Raw genomic sequence first — 15859 nt, 5'->3', positions numbered from 1 at the left:
TTATCCGCAAATGCGGGAAGAGGGCAAAAACATGGAAGCATGGAAAGATTTTAAAAAAGGCAACTGGTGTGAGAGCATAGACGTGCGCGATTTTATTCAAAAGAATTACGCGCCGTATTCGGGCGATTCGGGCTTTTTGAAAAAAGCTACCGCGAAAACGAAAAAATTGCTTGCCATATACGAGGATTTATTAAAGCGCGAGCGAGAAAACGGCGGCGTGCTCGGGGTGGATACCGAAAAGGTTTCGTCGCTTTTGAGCTATGCTCCGGGATACGTTGACCGCGAAAACGAAATTATTTTCGGATTGCAAACCGAGCAACCGCTTGTTCGCGGCGTGAATCCGTTCGGAGGCATACGCATGGCGCGCGGCGCTTGCGAGGCATACGGCTACAAGCTCAGCCAAAAAATAGAAGACAACTTCGAATATAAAACCACTCACAACGACGGCGTTTTTCGCGTGTATACCGACGAGATGCGCAAGCTTAGAAAATACGGCATACTTACGGGGCTTCCCGACGCCTACGGCAGAGGCAGAATAATAGGCGACTATCGCCGAGTGGCTCTATACGGCACCGACAGGCTTATTGCCGACAAAAAGCACGATTTCGAATCGCTCGCCCATAAATACATGAGCGAGGAAAACATAAGGCTTAGAGAAGAAGTATTCCGCCAGGTTGACTTTTTGGGTAAGCTTGCGAAAATGGCGGCGGCATACGGCGACGACATAACCCGCCCTGCCGAAAACGCGCGCGAAGCTATTCAGTGGACGTATTACGCTTATCTCGGCGCTATTAAAGAACAAAACGGCGCGGCTATGAGCATAGGCAGAACCTCTACGTTCTTCGATATTTACATTGAGCGCGACATTAAAAACGGCGTTCTTACCGAAGAGAGCGCGCAAGAACTTATAGACCAACTTGTGTTAAAGTTGCGCTTAAACCGCCAGCTCAGAACGCCCGAATACAACGAGCTTTTCGCGGGCGACCCCACATGGGTAACCGAGAGCATAGGCGGCATGGGAGAGGACGGCCGCACGCTCGTAACGAAATCGAGTTTCAGAATTTTGAACACGCTGTATAATCTTAACGCGTCGCCGGAGCCTAACCTTACGGTGCTGTGGTCGGAAAAACTGCCCGAAGAATTCAAAAAATTCTGTTCGGCGGTGAGCATAGACACAAGCTCTATTCAATACGAATCCGACGACCTTATGCGCCCCATATACGGCGACGATTACGGAATAGCTTGCTGCGTTTCGGCAATGAAAATAGGCAAACAGATGCAGTTTTTCGGCGCGCGTTGCAATTTGGCTAAGGTACTTTTAATGTCTATAAACGGCGGGCGCGACGAAATGACGGGCGAGCGCGTGGCGTTTGAAATGCCCCCTTTAAGCGGAAAACTGAACTATGAAGAAGTGCTCGAACGCTATCACAAATATATCGACTGGCTTGCCGAAACGTATGTAAACACAATGAACATAATTCACTACATGCACGATAAGTATGCTTATGAGAAGTTGCAAATGGCGCTTCACGACACTTATGTTGAGCGGCTAATGGCGTTCGGCGCGGCGGGCATAAGCGTTGCCGCCGACAGTCTTTCGGCAATAAAATACGCGAGCGTAACTCCCGTAGCCGACGAATCGGGACTTATCGTTGACTACGTTACACAAGGCGATTTCCCCAAATACGGCAACGACGACGACCGTGTTGACGACATAGCCCGCCACCTTACCGACTACTTCTATAAAGCGCTATGCCGCACCCCGTGTTATAGAGGCGCGAAACACACGCTTAGCTTGCTTACCATTACGAGCAACGTTGTGTACGGCAAGAAAACGGGCGCCACTCCGTGCGGAAGAAAAAAAGGTGAGCCGTTCGCACCGGGTGCGAATCCGCTCCACAACCGCGAGCACAGCGGCGCGCTCGCATCGCTGAACTCCGTTTCGAAGCTAAGCTACAACTATTGCCGCGACGGAATTTCGAACACTTTCGGACTTGTGCCCGCCACTCTCGGCAAAGACAAACCCGTTCGCGTTCAAAATCTTTCCGCAATTCTCGACGGCTACTTTGCGCGCGGCGGACATCATCTTAACATAAACGTATACGATAAGTCCGTTTTGTTGGACGCCCACGAACATCCCGAAAAATATCCTAACCTAACTATTCGCGTTTCGGGCTATGCCGTTCGTTTCTGCGTGCTAAGCAAAGGGCATAGGGAAGAGGTGCTTAAACGCACTTTCTTCGAACAAATGTAACGGCGGCGCATACGGGCACATATAGGCGCTACGCTCGGCACGCCGATTCGGTTGCGTATGTGTGAAATACGCGCCCTCATCGGCGAGCCGACTGTTGCGCCTCTTTGCACCCGTCTGCACCGCCTTAGGCAATAGTCTTACGGCATACATGTCACTGCGAGCGAGCAAAGCGAGCGCGGCAGTCCTAAGCGCAAAGTCGAGAAATCTTTTAAAGGAAGAAAAATGACAAACGAACAAATAAAATTGAATGAAGCGTTTGCTTCTGCTTGTGCAAAAAAAAGCGCGGAATTTATTTGGTCGGGCGACGCGTTCGGCGAGCTTGCGGACACTTCGCAGTCGGATTATGCTCGGTATTTCGGGAATTACACCGCTGTAAACTCGCGTAAATTCGATTGTTTTTCTTTGCAATGCTGCGGGGAATGTTCCGTTCGGAACTTTTCGGAACTCGACGCGGAAACTTTCAAAAAATCGGCGCGCATTGCCGCCTCGCGTAAAAAGTTTTGCGGGAATAGCGAAATAAAAAATGACTTCGATTTATTTTCCGAACTTGCGGGAGCTGCGCAAAAAGCTCATTCGCGAAAAACAAGAGCAGAGTTTGAAAAAGAAGAGGTAGAACGACAAAAGCAAAAAGAAGCCGAATTGCGTCAAAAAGCGTTTGAACTTGCAAAACAAAAGGAAGAGCAGGAGAGACAAAGACAGCTACAAGCTAAGCAAAGACAACTGCAAGAAGCGCAATGGCAGTTGCAACTCAAAATTAAATCCGACTTTGAAATAGAGAACGGACTATTAAAAAAATATAAAGGCAAAGGAGGAAATGTCATAATACCTAATAGCGTAAGGAGTATTGGAACTGAGGCGTTCTATGGATGTAGTAGTCTAACAAGTATAATAATACCTAATGGCGTGACAAGTATCGGCGTATATACATTTTCGGGATGCAGTGGCTTAAAAAGCATTAAAATACCTATAAGTGTAAAGGGCATTTGGTATTGCGCATTCGCGGGATGCAGCAGTTTAACAAATATAACAATTCCTAACGGAGTAACGAATATCGGTGGTAGTGCGTTCGCGGGATGTAGTAGTTTAACAAGCATAACAATTCCTAATAGTGTATTTAATATTGATTGGAATGCTTTTTCGGAATGCAGTAGATTACGAAATGTTACCATGCCAAAAAAGATAAAAAATTGCATAAATAAAGCTTTCGGCGACGAACGCAAGCATATTAGATTTATTTTTACATAAAAAACAGTTATGGTTAAAATTCACTCAATCGAAACTTTGGGAGCTCTCGACGGGCCGGGAATACGCACCGTAGTATTTTTTTCGGGGTGCGTTATGCGGTGCAAATACTGCCATAATCCCGACACTTGGCAGGGCGGCGAAGAGCGTGACGAGGCGGAACTTGCGGATTGGTGCGTCCGCTATAAAACCTACTACGGCAACAACGGCGGCGTTACGCTTTCGGGCGGTGAGCCGCTGTTTCAAAAAGAGGGCGCAATAAAGCTTTTAAAAGAGCTTAAAAGCAGACGGATTCATACGGCGCTCGATACGGGCGGCGGAGTGTTTTGCCCTGAGGCGTTGGAACTTGCCGACCTTACGATAATAGATATTAAGCACCCCGAACCCGACGCGTTTTCTAAGCTTACGGGGGTGCCGCAAAAGTCGCTTATACAGTCGCTCGAATATTTGCGGGAGCATAACAAAAAATTTTGGGCGAGGCTTGTGTGCGTTCCGAAGCTCACCGACACCCCCGAAGTTGTGAGGGCGGTTAAGCGTATGGCTGCGGGCGCGGAAAAAATCGAGCTGTTGCCGTACCACACAATGGGTGTGCCGAAATGGCGCAAATTAGGGCTCGAATATCCGCTCGAAGGCGTTCCGCCTTTGTCGCAAGAAAGGCTTGAAGAGCTGAAACGAATATTGCAGAAATAAAAATCGGCAAAACCGAAAAAGGAGATATAAAAAAATGAACAAAGAAGAAATTATGAAAATAATTCCGCACCGCGACGACATGCTTTTGCTCGACGAGGTGAACGTGAACGCCGACGGAGTTGCGGAAGGCGTGTATCATGTTCGCGGCGACGAATTTTTCTTGCGCGGGCATTTTCCGGGCAATCCCGTTGTGCCCGGTGTGATTTTGTGCGAAATTATGGCGCAATCGGCTTGCGCTTTGTTTGCCGATAAGGGCGGCGACTTTGTGCCTATGTACACGGGGCTCGACGGCGTTAAATTCCGCAATCCCGTGCGTCCGGGCGACACAATTAAAACCGAATGCAAAATAGTGCGCAGCAAAGCGATTTTCTACTTTTGCGAAGGCAAAGTTACGGTAGACGGCAAAACGTGCGTATCCGCGTCGTTCAGCTTCGCGCTCGCACCCAAAGACAAAGCGAACGTATAGAGAGCGAAACTACATCGCATTGTCATTGCGAGCATAGCGAAGCAATCCCATGCAAGGCATGAATAACGCCGCATAAATTGCCGCGCTCGTTTCACTCGCTTGCAATGGCATAATAAAGCAATATATATTTAAATTGCGTTAGAGGAGTTTATGAACGAACAAGAAATTACTGCCGAGAACGAAGACAACGAGAAAAGAGAAGCTCTTTCTGCGAACGCCGACGAAACAACGTTTTGCGACTTAGGTTCCGAGAACGGGCAAAGCCGTTCGGAACTTGCCGCCGAACGGTTAGCCGAAAGTTTGGGCGCTGAATACGAAAAGTCTGCCTTAAACCGCGAAGAAAGGCAAGAGGAAAGCGAGCCGCGAAAAGAAGAAAAAAAGACGGCGAAATATTATTTTAAAAAATTTGTAAACAGATATTTTATAACCGCTTTTTCGGGTATGGCGCTCGGCTTGTTTTGCACTCTTATAGCGGGCACTATAATAGGGCAAATAGGCACTCTTATAGGTAACAACAAAGTAGGAAAAATCATACAATACATAGGTACCGCCGCCAAAATGATTATGGGTGCGGGCATAGGTGTGGGAATAGCTCATTCCTTTAAGGCGAAAAAACTTACAACGTTTTCGGCTGCCGCCGCAGGTATGCTCGGCGCCAACATGACTAACATATTCGTGCTTAGCGGAATAAAGGTGTGGGGCGCTACGGGCGGCGGAATAGGCATAGGCGACCCTGTGGCGAGCTATGTTGCGTCTGTTGCCGCAATAGAGGTGTGCTCTTTAATAGAGGGCAAAACTCCCGTAGATATTATAGTTGTTCCGCTTGCGGCTATGCTTGCGGGAAGCGCGGGCGCAATCGTGCTCGGTATTCCTTTCGGAATGTTGTTCGCTTTGCTCGGGCGCGGCATAAGCCACGCAATCAGTTGGGAACCTATATCTTTCGGCATAATAGTGGCGGTAGTTATGGGGCTGTTGCTAACGTTTCCCACTTCGAGCGCGGCGTTCGGTGTTATGCTGTTCAGTCCGCTCGCGGGCACTTCGTTGCAAGGCGCGAGCGAGCTTGCGGCGGCTGCCGCTTGCGCGGGGTGTTGCGCGCACATGGTGGGGTTCGCCGTCGCGTCGTTCCGCGAAAATAAGTGGGGCGGGCTTGTTAGTCAGGGAATAGGCACAAGCATGCTTCAAATTCCCAACCTTGCCAAAAATATGCTTATTCTCGTTCCCGCTATTGCGGCGAGCGTTGTTGCGGGACCTCTTACGAGCGCGGTGTTCGGGCTAAGGTGCAACTATACGGGAAGCGGAATGGGCACGGCGGGTCTTGTGGGCGTGTTCGGCACCATTTCCGCGTCGCACGCGGCGGGGCTTGCCGCCTGGCGAATTGCGCTCGGAATAGCGGTGTGCTATTTTATTGTTCCCGCAGTTGTCGCTTTGCTCACTTCCGAACTTATGCGAAAATACAAAGTTATTAAATTCGGCGACATGTTGTTGCCCAAGTAAAACATTATTTTCGGCGGACTCGCTGGTTCGCTTTGCAGAGATAAACGGCAAAAAAAGAAAATAAAAAAACGGTGAGATTTTGAACGAAGAACTTCCTAACGGCTTAAATAAAACCGAGTTTTCCGAAAATTCGGTTGTTCGGAAAAAGACGGACGAAGAACAATATGCGCACGCTCGCGCGCGTGTTGCTTATCGCGTGTCGGCGGCGAGCATAGGGGTTAATCTTGCGCTTACCGCGTTTAAACTTTTTGCGGGAATCTTCGCCCGCAGCATGGCTATGGTGAGCGACGCCGTTCACTCCGCGAGCGACGTGTTCAGCACTTTTTTGGTTATTATAGGCGTTAAAATAGGCGGCAAAAAAAGCGACGAGAACCATCAATACGGGCACGAAAGATTCGAGTGCGTAGCGGCTATATTGCTTGCCGCAGTGCTTGCCGCAACGGGAGGCGTTCTCGGTTACAGCGGCATTAAAACGCTTGCGCGCGGCAACTACGAGGCTTTGGCGATACCCGGCACAATCGCACTCGTGGCGGCGGCGGTAAGCATTGCCGTTAAAGAGGGGATGTTTTGGTTCACTCGTGCGGCGGCTAAAAAAATAAATTCGAGCGCTTTGCGCGCCGACGCATGGCACCACCGCAGCGACGCTCTTTCGAGCATAGGCGCGTTTGCGGGCATACTCGGCGCTCGGCTCGGCGTGCCCGTTCTCGACCCCATTGCGTCGCTCGTTATTTGCGTGCTCATATTCAAAGCGTCGGTAGATATTTTTGCCGACGCAGTGCGCAAGATGACCGACGAAGCGTGCGACAAAAAAACGGTTGACTTACTTATGGCGATTATATCTTCGCAAGACGGAGTTGACGACGTGGATAAACTTTTAACCCGCAAGTTCGGCGACCGCGTATACGTTGAAACCGAAATATCGGTGTGCGGCGATTTGAGTCTGCGCGACGCTCACGCCGTTGCTCAGCGCGTGCACAACAGCATAGAAGCGGGGTGTCCCGAAGTTAAGCATGTTACCGTGCATGTCAATCCGTCGGACCATCCGCCCGAAGAGTAGAAAAAATGTAAAAAAAAGTCCGTTTATTGCAAACGGACTTTTTTATGTTTGTATGATAAACTTTTTTAAATTCGGCTCACATTCTTTCGCGGATTCTTTGCTCTAACATTGCGCGTTCGTCTGTTTTTATTTTTGAAACGTAAGAGAGGAGAAGAGTTGCGAGTTTGCGGCTCATTTCGAGTTTTTTGGAGGGGTTCTTTTTTAGAATTTCTATAAACACCCTTTCGAGCAACTTTTTCATAAAAGGACCGTAGGCAATGCGTTCGTTTTTAACTACGCATTTAAAAATGTCTTCGGCGGGGTCGGTTTTGTTGTTTGAGAGCAAGTCCACCAAAATATTGAACGGTACGCCTTTGTCAGCTTCGGGCGAATACGAAAATACCGCTCTGCGAACTGCGGGGAGGTCGGCGAGCGCTTTAACCGTTTTTTGCATTCCCTTTTTATAAAACATGTCGAGAATAATTCCGCCGAACAGCGCGCTCGTTTGCTCGCTTTTGGCAACTTCTTCTTCGTGGGCGGAACAAACGTAGTCCCATACGTCGAGCGCAAGCGAAAAGTCAAGATTCAAAAACGAAGTAAACGACTTTTTCGCAACCGCTTCGGTTAAAAAGTCACCCTTGCACATTTGCTCGAACAGCGACAAATATTTAAGTTCTTTTGCGTTCATTTCTCAAACTCTCCTGTTTTTCCTCTGTATAATTAGTATGAATTTATTACTGCAATTATAGCATAATTTTACCGTTTTGAAAAGTTTTTAACTATGCTTTTTTGCTTATTTTCGGCATTTTATACCGCTTTTTACCGTTTTTTTGCCGCTTTCGCTCAGTTTGGCTGCTTTTAAAATGGCGCGATTGCGAGCAAACCGTTTACTTGCGCGCAAAGGCGCATATTGATTGACAAATTTCGCTTTGCGTGATATAGTGAAAGTATACTGAAAATTTACGTTTTTTTAATAGCGTTACCGGTATTCATGTAAGAAAAAGGAGTTGCACTTAATGCCCGTTAAAGTTCCGCTCAGCCTGCCGTCGGCGCAACTGCTGACAAAAGAAAACATATTTATCATGGATAGCGCCCGCGCGGTAAGCCAAGAAATTCGGCCGCTGAGAATAGCCGTTTTAAATCTTATGCCTAATAAGATAGACACAGAAACGCAGTTGTTGCGGTTGCTTTCCAACAATCCGTTGCAAGTCGAGGTTGTGCTTCTTAGAACGGCGTCGTATAATCCGAAAAGCGCGGCACGCGAGCATTTGGAAGCTTTTTACCGCACGTTCGAAGAAGTGAAAAGCGAAAGCATGAAGTTCGACGGGCTTATAGTTACGGGCGCGCCGGTAGAAAAGCTAAAATACGAAGACGTTGCGTATTGGGAAGAATTAAAGAGCATAATGGACTGGGCGGAGCACAACGTGTATTCGTCGATGTATATTTGTTGGGCGGCGCAAGCGGCAATGTTTTACCTTTACGGAATAGAAAAAAAAGTTGTGCCGCAAAAAATATTCGGCATTTTCGAAAGCAAGGTGCTCGATAAACGCAATCCGCTTGTTCGCGGTTTCGACGATTATTTCGCGGCGCCGCACTCGCGCCATACTCAGGTTGACGCGTCAGACGTTCGCAAATGCGGTATGGTGGATATTCTTGCGGAGTCGGAAGAGGCGGGGATTTATCTTGCCGCCGATAAGTCGCTCAGAAAAGTGTTTGTGTTCGGGCACGGAGAATATGACGCCGACACTTTGCACAACGAATATATGCGCGACTTATCTTCGGGCGCCGACATTAAGCCGCCCGCGCATTATTACCTAAACGGAGAAGTGGGCAAGTTGCCTCGCCTAAGTTGGCGGGCGCACGAATCGCTTTTAATTTCGAATTGGCTGAATTATTGCGTGTATCAGGCTACGCCTTACGATATAGAAACCATAAAATAAGTTTATTCAAAATAAACGGTTTTAGCCGAATTTATATAAGAACCGAAAAAGAGGTAACAAAATGAGAAAGACGAAAATTGTTTGCACCTTAGGACCCGCTACCGACAACTACCAAACGCTTAAACGTCTTATAAAGGCGGGCATGAACGTTGCACGCATAAATATGTCGCACGGAACGTATGAAGAGCACGCCGCGCGCATAGAAATGGTTAAACGCGCGAGAACCGAATTAAAGCAAGCTGTTGCCCTAATGCTCGACACAAAAGGTCCCGAAATTCGCATACGCACTTTCGCGGGCGGAAAAGCCGAACTTGTAGACGGCAATTATTTTACACTTACCACAGAAGAATGCGAGGGCAACAACGGCCGCGTTTCCATAACGTATAAAGATTTGCCCAAATTCGTCAAGAGCGGCGACATAATTTTATTGAACGACGGGCTTATAGAACTTAAAGTCGATTCGGTTGCGCAAAACGAAATCGTTTGCGTTGTAACGCACGGCGGCGAGCTCAGCAACCGAAAGAGCATAAATTTGCCGGGCGTGAACATAGATATGCCGTATATATCCGACATAGACCGCGAAGACATGCTTTTCGGAATAGCGCAAGACGCCGACTATTTGGCGATTAGCTTTGTTCGAAGCGCTTGCGACGTGCGGCTTGTTAAAGAATTGCTTTGCGCCAACGGCGGCGAAAACATTCAGATTATAGCCAAAATAGAAAATCGCGAGGGCGTGAATAACATTCGTGAGATTATAGACGGTTGCGACGGCGCAATGGTTGCTCGCGGCGATATGGGCGTTGAAATACCTTTCGAGGAACTTCCCGCCATTCAAAAACAGATAATAAAGCTTTGCTACAATCAAGGCAAAAAAGTTATAACCGCAACGCAAATGTTAGAGAGCATGATAAACAACCCGCGCCCCACCCGCGCGGAAATAAGCGACGTTGCCAACGCGATATACGACGGCACTTCCGCTATTATGCTGTCGGGCGAAACGGCGGTTGGCAAATACTGTGTGGAAACGGTTAAGACTATGGCGAAAATCGCCGAAAAAACCGAAAGTTCCATTCACTTTAAAAACCGCTTTCACACTCTCCAACCCGAAATAAAAACTATTACCGACGCCATAAGCCACGCCACCGTTGCGGCGTCGTTCGATTTGAGCGCAAAAGCGATTATAGCTTTGAGTCAGTCCGGCTTTACGGCGCGCAAGGTGTCGCGTTTTCGCCCTAATTGCGTTATTATAGCCGCCACGCTGTCGGAAAAGGCATATAACCAACTCGCAATGAATTGGGGCGTGGTGCCCGTTTTAAGCGAGCTGCAACCCGACTACCTCGAATTGTTCGCTCATTCGGTGGAGTGCGCGCGCGGCACGGGGCTTATAAAAGACGGCGACCTTGTGGTTATAACGGGCGGTATTCCCGTAGGAGTGTCGGGTAACACCAACACAATGCGAATAGAAATTGTCGGCGACGAAAAGTAGCCGATTTAGGAGGGCGAGAAGATGAAAATACTTATTGTGGAAGACGAAACAAGCATATCGCGTTTTGTGCAGCTCGAACTCGAACACGAGGGCTACGAAACGAAATGCGTAGCCGACGGCAGAGAGGCGCTCGACGAAGCCGTGAACAACGACTACGACCTTATTGTGCTCGACGTTATGTTGCCGTCGCTTAACGGCATAGAGGTGTTAAGGCGACTTAGGCAGGTTAAGCAAACCCCCGTTATAATACTTACGGCGCGCGACCAAATTATGGATAAAGTCGCGGGGCTCGATTTGGGCGCAAACGACTACATGACCAAGCCTTTCGCCATCGAGGAGCTTCTTGCGAGAATACGCGCCAACGTTAAAAAAGAAATGCGTTCGTCGCAATGCGTTTTAACGTGCGGAAAGCTTAAAGTTGACGTGGAGTCGCATATAGTTACTTTCGGCAGCGACGTTATAGACCTTACGAAAAAAGAATTCGACCTTTTGGTGCATTTGCTCACTAACCGCAATGTGGTTATATCGCGCGAACAGGCGCTCGACGCCGTTTGGGGATTTGATTTTTACGGCAACACCAACGTGGTTGACGTTTACATACGTTACTTGCGCAGCAAGCTCGACGACGTGTACGGCGTGCAAATTATTCAAACGGTGCGCGGCTCGGGCTATGTAATCCGCGACTGAACGGGCGGCGTAAATGAAGAACAGAGCCGACAAACATAATAAAGCGGAGAGCGAGACGGAAGCGCGTCATGTTTCGTCGGTGTTTCCCGCCGACGGAGACGACCGTTCGGACGTTGAGCGCACTTTAAGCGACATAAAGCAGGAAAAACTGTCCGAAAAAACGCCTCTTCAAAAAAAGCGCAATCCGTTTTTGATTGCGCTAATGATTTTGTTTTTTCCCATAACGGGAATAGTGCTCGGCGTCAGATTGTTGTTCCGCAAAATAAACATGCCGTTAACCGCGAAAATGACGCTCATTTATTCTATTATATTTTCGTTGGTGCTCGTCGGCTTCACCGTCTTTTTCGTGGAGAGCATGAGAAAGAGCGACGGCGGCACAAGCGGCTATATGCGCACCTTGCAAGTAACTTCGGCTGTGCTCGTGATAGTTGTAAGCGTGCTTTACGCGGCAATGGTATGGGTAACAAGTCAGTTCATGTTAAAGCCCATTCGCAGCATAACCGACAGAATAGACGACGTTACGGGCGACAATCTTTCGGCTCGGTTAGACCAGGTCGATAGTCAGGACGAGCTTAAAGAGCTTACAAACCGCATAAACGAAATGCTTGACAACCTCGAACAGTCGTTTGTGCGTCAGCAAAATTTCGTTGCCGACGCCAGCCACGAATTAAAAACGCCCATTTCGGTTATTCAAGGTTATTCCAATATGCTCAAACGGTGGGGAAAAGACGACCCGAAAATTCTCGACGAGGGAATAGAGGCAATCGCGCGCGAGAGCGAAAACATGAAGCGAATAGTGGAACAGCTTTTGTTTTTGGCACGTCTCGGAAATTTTTCGATGAACGCCGTGCGGTTCAATCTTGTGGAAGTGGTTTCGGAAATTGCCGAAAGTTACAAAATGGTGGATTTTACCCACGCTATTACTTTTAAGCGGAAAGAGGACGCCATAACTGTGGAAACTGACAAAAATCTTCTCACAGAGTGTGTGCGTGCCCTTGTTGACAACGCGATTAAATACACCCCGAGCGGCGGAAAAATAACCGTAGGGTGCGAAATGAACGGCGAACATGCCGAAATAAGAGTTTCGGATACGGGCATAGGAATAAAAGAAGAAGACTTGCCACACATATTCGAGCGGTTTTACCGTTGCGACAAAGCGCGCGGCAGAGAAAAAGGTTCGAGCGGACTCGGGCTTTCGATAGCCAAGAGCATAGTTGAAACTATGGGCGGCGAAATAAGCGTAACGAGCGAACTCGGCAAAGGCACCGAGTTTGTGATAAAGCTTTTTTAAAAGGCTGTAACAGTGTTGTTGAATGGCGCGAATGCACATGATTGACGCAGTAATTCTCTTACAACAGTGTCATTGCGAGGAGCGAACGGACGTGAGCGACGCGGCAATCTCCTACACGGAGCGAACCTACGCACAAAACGCAACAAAACAAAAAAGGCGGTGAAATATGGAAGACATTATTTCGAGAGAGCGAAGCGACGCTCTTGCAAAAATAGAGAGTTTGCAAAACAAAGAAAAGCGGCTCGTAATATTTTCCGACTACGGATTGGACGACGCTTGCGCAACGGCTTATTTGCTGAACAACCGCGCCGACTACGAGAATATAGACGTTATGCCGATTGCGGGCAACGTTCACGCCGTTACGGCAATGAACAACGCCAAAAAGTTGCTTGCGGCGGCAAAAGACGACGGCTTGAACCTTAGCGGAGTGCGCCTTATAGATTCCGTTTCTTATTATCAAGATTGTTGCACTCTTCCCGCTATTCACGGCAACGACGGAATGGGCGATATTTTCGACGACGCACAAACTTCTCCCGTGCCTACGCTCTCATACGGCGAATGGACGAAAAGCGTTGCGGCGGGCTACCGTATTTTGTCGCTCGGACCGTGCACTATGGTTAAGCGCACGCTTGCCGACGCGGTGAATCTGCCGAGCGGAAAAATCATGCTCATGGGCGGTTGCAACCGAGTGCCGCCCAACTTCGGCAAATACGAATTTAACGACGGAATAGACCACAACGCTTTTGTTTGGACGTTACGGCGTCCGCACGTTGCCGCCACTCTCGACACCTGCCACGTTCCCGCTTTTAACACGCTCGGCAAGAGGCGCGAGGGTTCGCGTCTTTTAGACGTGTTGATGAACAGATGCACCGAGCTTGCGGAAATAAGAGGCGACGAGGCGAACTATATTTACGACCAAATCGCCGCGCTTGCTCTTATTCATCCCGAGTTTTTCGACGTGGAAGAAGTGTTCGCGCCCGACTTACTCCGCTTTATGAACGAGCTCAGGTTGAAAGACGAATACGCCGAAAAAGGATATAATTTGGATTAGCCGCTTCTCTTACAATAATCGGCGCAATCCTACCGCGCGCAAGAGAGTTGAGAATGGCGAATATTGTTAATACTCGAATAATATCTTATCTTTTTTACTTGACAAGAGGCGCTCGATTGTTATAAAATATATGGGTATTTTGCGCTCGGCGCATAGCTTTGTTTGCGGATTTAGCCCCCGCGAACAGCGAGCGAAGCGTTAGGAGCGGAGAAAAGTCGTGCGGGGCGAACGGCGTGAAACGTTTGTTTACGCGCGCGAAATATTATAAAAAGGAAATCGTGAATAATAATGAAAACGTTTATGGCTAACGAGCAGACGGTTGAGCGCAAATGGTATGTAGTTGACGCCACCGACGCGCCGCTCGGAAGATTGGCAAGCCAAGTTGCGGCGGTATTGCGCGGAAAAAACAAACCCGAGTTTACTCCTCATGCCGACGCGGGCGACTTTGTGATTGTTATAAACAGCGATAAAGTGGCGCTCACCGGCAAAAAGCGCGAGCAAAAAATGAAACGCCACCACACGCTTTATATGGGCGGGCTCAAAGAAGTTAAATATTCCAAATATCTTGCCGAAAAGAGCGACGAAGCCGTGTACGAGGCAGTTAAGGGAATGCTTCCCAAAAACTCGCTCGGAAGAAAGATGCTCAAAAAACTTCGCGTATATAAGGGTGCGGAGCACAAGCACGAGGCTCAAAAGCCCGAGCCTATGAAACTCGTAGAAAAGAGGTACAACTGATATGGCAACCAAATCATCGGCAAAAAAGAAAATACAGTTTTGGGGCACAGGTCGCCGCAAAAAGGCGATTGCCCGCGTGCGTTTGCTTCCCGGCAGCGGCAGCATAACGGTGAACAAGAGAACGCTCGACGATTATTTCGGGCTCGACACGCTTAAAATCATAGTGAACCAACCGCTCGAAGCAACGGGCGCCGCAGGAAAATTCGATATTTTCGTAAACGTTAAGGGCGGCGGCTTTACCGGTCAGGCGGGCGCTATCCGTCACGGCATTGCAAGAGCTTTATGCGAGGCGGACAGTGCATATCGCCCTACGCTTAAAAAAGCGGGATTCCTCACGCGCGACCCCAGAATGAAAGAGAGAAAGAAATACGGTCTCAAAAAGGCGCGCAAATCGCCTCAGTTCAGCAAACGTTAATCGCTTGTTTCAAACAGCTTCCTTCTTCGGGAAGCTGTTTGCTTTTTTGGGGGCAAAGAAAGCGAAATTGTTTTGTTAAAGTCGCTCGGAGTGCTACTAAGCACACCGTCGCGCCTTTGCCTCGCACTTTCTCTTGGTTGCTCCCCGAAAACGGCTACATTCCCGAAGCGGGTTTACTTATTGCGGTTAGATGAAAGCTTCGGAAACATTGCGGAAAACGCGACAAAAAAGGTAAAATATGGAACTTAAAACTCTACTTAAAAGTCATAATTTTGCTTGCAGCAAGCGGTACGGGCAAAACTTTTTATCCGACCCGCAGCTTTTGAGCGCCATTGCGTCAGACGGCGCGCAAAGCGGCGATAATGTGCTCGAAGTTGGTGCGGGTGCGGGAACGCTTACGCGCGCGCTTTGCGGGCTCGGCGCTCGCGTTACCGCATTTGAAATAGACGAACGTTTGCGCCCCGTGCTTTCTGAAACTCTTGCGGGCACCGACGCGGAATTGATTTTTTCTGACGTTATGACATACGATTTAAGCTTGCTTGAACTCGGAAAGTATCGCGTTGTGGCTAATTTGCCGTATTACATAACAACGCCCGTAATCTTCCGCTTTTTATACGACGAAAACCTGCTGAGTTTGACTATAATGGTTCAAAAAGAAGTTGCCGACAGAATATGCGCCAAAGAGGGAACGCCCGACTACGGCGCGCTGTCGGCTCAGATGCAAGCTATGGGAAATGTGCGCATAACCCGAAAGGTGCCGCGCAATATGTTTTTTCCGTCGCCCGACGTAGACAGCGCTGTGGTTAGGCTGGATATACAACCTATTTGCAACAGAGCTCTTTTGCCGCATTACAGAAAGGCTGTTGCTGCAGCTTTCGCAATGCGCAGAAAGACGCTTGCCAACAATCTTACCGCCGCTTATTCGTTGCCTAAACAAACGGCGGAAGAACTTGTTTTAAAAGTGTGCGGAAATCGCGCCGCTCGCGGCGAAACGCTTTCGCCCGCCGACTTCGTGCGTCTTGCCGAATTGCTAACAAACGTTTGAGCGCGGGCGGGACAAAAACGGTTGCCG

Annotated in this window: 15 protein-coding genes; 14 read left to right on the top strand and 1 reads right to left on the bottom strand. The window is 48.7% G+C overall.

Annotation, left to right across the window (positions count from 1 at the left end; all coding sequences use genetic code 11):
- Nucleotides 1–31 precede the first annotated feature (31 nt).
- The 6 genes from pflB to NFR62_RS03340 all read left to right on the top strand — a co-directional run bounded on the left by pflB (nucleotide 32) and on the right by NFR62_RS03340 (nucleotide 7203).
- The gene (gene pflB / locus NFR62_RS03365; protein ID WP_251614052.1) at nucleotides 32–2254 is read left to right on the top strand and encodes a formate C-acetyltransferase; all 2223 of its coding nucleotides are present in this window, start codon (nucleotides 32–34) and stop codon (nucleotides 2252–2254) included.
- A 222-nt stretch (nucleotides 2255–2476) separates the two neighbouring features.
- Nucleotides 2477–3499, top strand: a complete 1023-nt coding sequence (locus NFR62_RS03360; protein WP_251614049.1) for a leucine-rich repeat protein — start codon at nucleotides 2477–2479, stop codon at nucleotides 3497–3499.
- 9 nt (nucleotides 3500–3508) lie between these two features.
- Nucleotides 3509–4186 carry a pyruvate formate-lyase-activating protein gene (gene pflA / locus NFR62_RS03355; protein ID WP_251614046.1) on the top strand — a complete coding sequence of 226 codons (678 nt, stop codon included), beginning with the start codon at nucleotides 3509–3511 and terminating at the stop codon, nucleotides 4184–4186.
- Nucleotides 4187–4220: 34 nt separating this feature from the next.
- On the top strand, nucleotides 4221–4652 hold the full coding sequence (locus NFR62_RS03350; RefSeq protein WP_251614043.1) for a 3-hydroxyacyl-ACP dehydratase FabZ family protein: 432 nt from the start codon (nucleotides 4221–4223) through the stop codon (nucleotides 4650–4652).
- A gap of 150 nt (nucleotides 4653–4802) precedes the next feature.
- Nucleotides 4803–6146: a PTS sugar transporter subunit IIC gene (locus NFR62_RS03345; protein WP_251614040.1), complete on the top strand. Its 1344-nt coding sequence runs from the start codon at nucleotides 4803–4805 to the stop codon at nucleotides 6144–6146.
- A 79-nt stretch (nucleotides 6147–6225) separates the two neighbouring features.
- The gene (locus NFR62_RS03340; protein ID WP_338049883.1) at nucleotides 6226–7203 is read left to right on the top strand and encodes a cation diffusion facilitator family transporter; all 978 of its coding nucleotides are present in this window, start codon (nucleotides 6226–6228) and stop codon (nucleotides 7201–7203) included.
- Nucleotides 7204–7279: 76 nt separating this feature from the next.
- On the opposite strand, the gene NFR62_RS03335 is transcribed toward NFR62_RS03340, so the two are convergent.
- The gene (locus NFR62_RS03335; RefSeq protein ID WP_251614037.1) at nucleotides 7280–7870 is read right to left on the bottom strand and encodes a hypothetical protein; all 591 of its coding nucleotides are present in this window, start codon (nucleotides 7868–7870) and stop codon (nucleotides 7280–7282) included.
- A 328-nt stretch (nucleotides 7871–8198) separates the two neighbouring features.
- Here NFR62_RS03335 and NFR62_RS03330 point away from each other — a divergent pair, with 328 nt between their 5' ends.
- The 8 genes from NFR62_RS03330 (at nucleotide 8199) to rsmA (ending at nucleotide 15832) form a co-directional block, all read left to right on the top strand.
- Nucleotides 8199–9122: a homoserine O-succinyltransferase gene (locus NFR62_RS03330; RefSeq protein ID WP_251614034.1), complete on the top strand. Its 924-nt coding sequence runs from the start codon at nucleotides 8199–8201 to the stop codon at nucleotides 9120–9122.
- A 61-nt stretch (nucleotides 9123–9183) separates the two neighbouring features.
- Complete coding sequence (gene pyk / locus NFR62_RS03325) at nucleotides 9184–10608, top strand: pyruvate kinase (protein WP_251614031.1); 1425 nt, start codon at nucleotides 9184–9186, stop codon at nucleotides 10606–10608.
- 21 nt (nucleotides 10609–10629) lie between these two features.
- Entirely contained in the window at nucleotides 10630–11295 is a 666-nt protein-coding gene (locus NFR62_RS03320; protein WP_251614028.1) for a response regulator transcription factor, read from the top strand.
- Nucleotides 11296–11308: 13 nt separating this feature from the next.
- Complete coding sequence (locus tag NFR62_RS03315; protein ID WP_251614025.1) at nucleotides 11309–12586, top strand: sensor histidine kinase; 1278 nt, start codon at nucleotides 11309–11311, stop codon at nucleotides 12584–12586.
- 166 nt (nucleotides 12587–12752) lie between these two features.
- Entirely contained in the window at nucleotides 12753–13637 is an 885-nt protein-coding gene (locus NFR62_RS03310; RefSeq protein ID WP_251614022.1) for a nucleoside hydrolase, read from the top strand.
- Nucleotides 13638–13925: 288 nt separating this feature from the next.
- The gene (gene rplM, locus NFR62_RS03305; RefSeq protein ID WP_251614019.1) at nucleotides 13926–14372 is read left to right on the top strand and encodes a 50S ribosomal protein L13; all 447 of its coding nucleotides are present in this window, start codon (nucleotides 13926–13928) and stop codon (nucleotides 14370–14372) included.
- Nucleotide 14373: 1 nt separating this feature from the next.
- A complete protein-coding gene (rpsI, locus tag NFR62_RS03300) occupies nucleotides 14374–14787 on the top strand; it encodes a 30S ribosomal protein S9 (protein WP_251614016.1) in 414 nt (137 codons plus the stop codon).
- A 238-nt stretch (nucleotides 14788–15025) separates the two neighbouring features.
- Complete coding sequence (gene rsmA, locus NFR62_RS03295) at nucleotides 15026–15832, top strand: 16S rRNA (adenine(1518)-N(6)/adenine(1519)-N(6))-dimethyltransferase RsmA (protein ID WP_251614011.1); 807 nt, start codon at nucleotides 15026–15028, stop codon at nucleotides 15830–15832.
- Nucleotides 15833–15859 lie beyond the last annotated feature (27 nt).

The sequence above is a fragment of the Pumilibacter muris genome, assembly GCF_943193045.1.
GTDB classification, from domain to species: Bacteria; Bacillota; Clostridia; order Christensenellales; family Pumilibacteraceae; genus Pumilibacter; species Pumilibacter muris.
The sequence above is the reverse complement of the archived record's forward strand: the minus strand, read 5'-3'. Positions and strand labels throughout refer to the sequence as shown.